General features: G+C 44.0%; 2 protein-coding genes and 3 tRNA genes. 4 read left to right on the top strand and 1 reads right to left on the bottom strand.

Annotated features, from left to right (window positions below; genetic code table 11):
* The first annotated feature begins 79 nt into the window (after positions 1-79).
* Positions 80-153: transfer RNA gene (locus tag AB4513_RS24600), tRNA-Cys, on the top strand.
* 304 nt (positions 154-457) lie between these two features.
* Positions 458-2,323 (top strand): methyl-accepting chemotaxis protein, encoded by a 1,866-nt coding sequence (locus AB4513_RS24595; RefSeq protein WP_102258464.1) that lies wholly within the window; start codon positions 458-460, stop codon positions 2,321-2,323.
* Between the two features lie 98 nt (positions 2,324-2,421).
* Here the strand turns inward: AB4513_RS24595 and AB4513_RS24590 are convergent, their stop codons facing one another.
* The gene (locus AB4513_RS24590; RefSeq protein ID WP_017098611.1) at positions 2,422-3,210 is read right to left on the bottom strand and encodes a lipase family protein; all 789 of its coding nucleotides are present in this window, start codon (positions 3,208-3,210) and stop codon (positions 2,422-2,424) included.
* Positions 3,211-3,559: 349 nt separating this feature from the next.
* On the opposite strand from AB4513_RS24590, the gene AB4513_RS24585 reads away from it, so the two are divergent.
* Together AB4513_RS24585 and AB4513_RS24580 are read left to right on the top strand one after the other, a co-directional pair.
* Positions 3,560-3,646 (top strand) — tRNA-Leu (locus AB4513_RS24585).
* An 82-nt stretch (positions 3,647-3,728) separates the two neighbouring features.
* A tRNA-Cys gene (locus tag AB4513_RS24580) sits at positions 3,729-3,802 on the top strand.
* The last annotated feature ends 54 nt before the right edge of the window (positions 3,803-3,856 follow it).

The raw sequence follows: 3,856 nt of genomic DNA, 5'->3' as shown, positions 1-3,856 counted from the left end.
GGCCCGGGGCACCATCTATTTGATTGTTACCTTGTTGGGTAGTAATCAACAGAGTCGTTCTCTTAAAACACGTCTTGAAGGCGCCTTGGCAGAGTGGCTATGCAGCGGATTGCAAATCCGTGGACCTCGGTTCGACTCCGGGAGGCGCCTCCATCATTTAGAAAAACCAGCCCTAGTGGCTGGTTTTTTCGTTTTTGGTTTCTTCATCCTTGCCTCTTCATTTCTCCCCTTTACCTTTCATAGACCCACTCTATTTTGATGAGATCCTAAGTTGAACCTTTGTTGATAGACCGGTAAATAAATCAAAGTCACAATTAACCATAATGCTCAATTTGTTTCATTTTTTTATGGGATAACCCTAATTAAAACATGCGTATGAGTGATAGTGTCCCTCTTTATATTTCTTTAATTGTTCTATAAGAGGTTCTTAAATATGCAATTTACTCTAAAGAGGAAAATGGTTTTCTCTGTAGTTTTGGCGATTGCTGTTACATCTGCCATTCTTCTTTTCATGGGTTATAAGACTTTTCAAACAAACAGCTGGCAAGCAATAGAAAGTGAAAGTCGCAATACACTTCAAGCTCATGCTAAGGGCATCAGTGACTGGTTTTATGATAAGAAACAAGCAGTACACGGGCTTAAGCAACAAGTGCAGCTTAACCCTTCAATAGATATCGTTCCTCATTTACGTCAAACCTTGGTATCTGGTGGGTTTGGATTGAGTTATTACGGTAACAAAGAAGGTGAGATGTTCCGTCATGACCCTTCATTGAATAAAGCGGGCTATGACCCAAGAGTCCGAGGTTGGTATAAACAAACCTTAGCTGAGAATCGAGCGGTGACAACAAAGCCGTATGTAAGTGTGACGATGCAAACCTTGGTGGTGACACTGACAGACCCAGTGACCGAGAATGGATCGATCATCGGTGTTGTGGCATCAAACTTGGCATTGGACAAATTGATTGAAGACGTATTAGCCATTCAGGTTCCGGGGAATGGGCGTGCGATTCTGATTGATAAGCAAGGGACGGTCGTTGCTCATCAAAATAAAGATTTCATTCTGAAACAAGTCAATGATATTGCGCCAGAGCTGAGTGTGTCTGGCTTGAACAGTGCTGCGCAAAACTTGACGACGATCTTTACTCAAGTGGATGGTGCCGAGCGAGTCATCATGGCTGAGCCGATTAAAGGCACAGACTGGTTACTTGTGATTGAAATGGATAAAGACGTACTAGAGCAGCCCCTGTTCGATATGTTGATTAGCCAAATCACCACAGGTTTGATTGTATTGATCGTTATGGCTGTAGCAACCTCATGGTTTGTGGCTCGTCAATTAGTTGAACTAGGGCGAGTGAGTGAAGCATTAGCTGATATTGCGGAAGGGGAAGGCGACCTCACACAAAGACTACAAGTGTCGAGCCAAGATGAGGTGGGTCAACTTGCCGATAAGTTTAATGTCTTCGTTGATCGGCTCCATCAAATGATGCAAAACGTCACTCAAGTTTCTACCGCGATGAACAGCGGTGCCGAGCATGCTAATACCAGTGCGATGAAGCGCAGTGATAGTGTAAGCAGGCAACAAGATGAGATCACGATGGTGGCAACGGCTGTGACAGAAATGGCGACAGCAACAGCGGAAATCGCCACGAATGCTGAGAGTACGGCAAAAAGTGCGACTCATTCGGTGGAGTTGAGCGAGCAAGGCTTCCAACAGATGGCTAAAAGCCAATCATCGATCAATGACCTCGCTACTGAGCTAACAAGCGCTGTGTCTATCATCAGTGAGCTTGAAGAGCATGGTCAGCAAATCGCGTCTATCTTAGCGACGATTCGTGAAATAGCGGAGCAAACGAACTTACTCGCGCTCAATGCGGCCATTGAAGCGGCTAGGGCAGGCGAACAAGGTCGAGGCTTTGCAGTGGTTGCTGATGAGGTTCGTGTGCTTTCTCAACGTACTCATGCTTCAACAGAAGAGATCGAAGACAAGATCAAACGCTTACAACAAGCGACCAATGGTGCGGTGAAAGTGATGACGCAAAGCCATGATATGGCGAAAACAAGCGTACACGATGTGGATATGGCCGGAGAGAGCCTAGCTCAAATCCGTGAAGCGATTCAGATGATCAGTGATATGGCGACTCAGATTGCTTCTGCCGCTGAAGAGCAGTCACTGGTTACTGCCGAAATCAATGCGAATACCGAATCTGTTCGTGAAGTGAGTGATGTGATGGCAGTTGATGCGACCGATGCGGTTTCACAAGCCGATCAGCTAAGTCATTTAGCGAGTGACTTGAAACGAGAGTTGTCACGCTTCAAGCTTTAATCTTTAATCGATATTGCAGAAAACAACATAGGTTTAGAAACTAAAGAGCACAGACAGTAATAGGCCTGTGCTCTTTCTTTAATAGCTTCAAATGAGTCTCAGTGCTTATCAAAGAAATCCTTATTGCGAATATATTTGCTCATTAAGTGGTAAGAAAAAGGTCTGATCAACCAACTTAGAACAGAGCGCCCAAGACGTATAAACGTCGGTGTGTTTTCGTAGATCCTGCCGTTATAGAGCCAAAGCACTTTCCCTACATGCCAATACAACAGAGGCACGGGCGGCATGAAGGTGACAATATCTATGTCGCAACAGATACGGTAGGTTTTCTTACTCAAACGGTAGTGCTTTCGAAAATTCCAATCACCAATCGCAGGTTGGCCAAAAGTCACGATTCGCTTAACACAGCCTGGATACTTTTGATCTAGGTAATCTGCGAACACGCAGCCAATTGCACCACCAGAAGAGTGGCCGGTTATAGAAATCCTTTTCCCTTGTTCTAACAAAGGCAAGAGTGTCGCTTCTAAGCGTTCGATAACGGTTTGCCCAAGCTTGTCTTCGTTACGACTCGGCTGGCTTTCTTGAAACATGAGATGATAGAAACCGGCATGTACACGATAGTTCAGCCCAATCTTTTTACAGCTTCTTGTCCATAGTGCAAAAGTGAGTAGCCAGTCAGAAACACTGTGTGATCCCTTGATAACCACAACCACTTCATCTTTGTCACTACTCCATAAAACTCGAATCATGGTTTTGCCAAACTGGTTCTTTATGATGCGCTGTCCATTAGGATCAAAACCGTAACGAGTCTGTTTAAAAACTCTCGGGTAGGCGAGGTTACAAAGAACCGCGTAGCGTTCATATTGGTATCGTTTTAGTGACTTCACGTTTTCATTTCGTAATTATAGTTGTGTAAAACTTTAGCCTTTGAATGTGAAAAGCACATGAAAACGAAGGAGTGTTTCTTTAATTCAATGGAATTGACAGTGTTTTGTGAGTCTGAAAATGGGAATTTGGCCTTTGAATTCCAACTCAAACTCAAAATCTACGAATAAGAACCGTACAAGCTGCACTAAATTCATTCTGTAGAGTTCGATAATTAATCACTTGAATTAAATGATAAAATTTATTGTTGACGAATTTTTTTCATCCGTTAAAGTACACCTCGTTCTCACGGCTTAGGTCGCGGAGAGATGGTGTTTTACTCTTCAGTAATCAGCATCGCATGATTGCGTTGCCCTGGTGGTGGAATTGGTAGACACAAGGGATTTAAAATCCCTCGGCGTTCGCGCTGTGCCGGTTCAAGTCCGGCCCGGGGCACCATCTATCTAGTTTCTACTTTTAGTAGAGTGTTGAACAAAGAGTGGTTCTCTTTAAACACTTCAATATATTTTATGTTGATAAAGGCGCCTTGGCAGAGTGGCTATGCAGCGGATTGCAAATCCGTGGACCTCGGTTCGACTCCGGGAGGCGCCTCCATTCTTTTTCTTAGTTTGATAAATTAAGAGGCAATAAGAATGAAAATGCGATACT

Origin of the sequence: Vibrio sp. 10N.222.54.E6, from assembly GCF_041473955.1 — a bacterium.
GTDB classification, from domain to species: Bacteria; Pseudomonadota; Gammaproteobacteria; order Enterobacterales; family Vibrionaceae; genus Vibrio; species Vibrio tasmaniensis_A.
Note: the sequence above shows the minus strand (reverse complement) of the source record. Positions and strands in the feature narration are given on the sequence as shown.

Excerpts from the sequence above, each read along its gene's own strand:
- AB4513_RS24595 (WP_102258464.1), top strand. The coding sequence starts at position 458 with ATGGTTTTCTCTGTAGTTTTGGCGATTGCTGTTACATCTGCCATTCTT.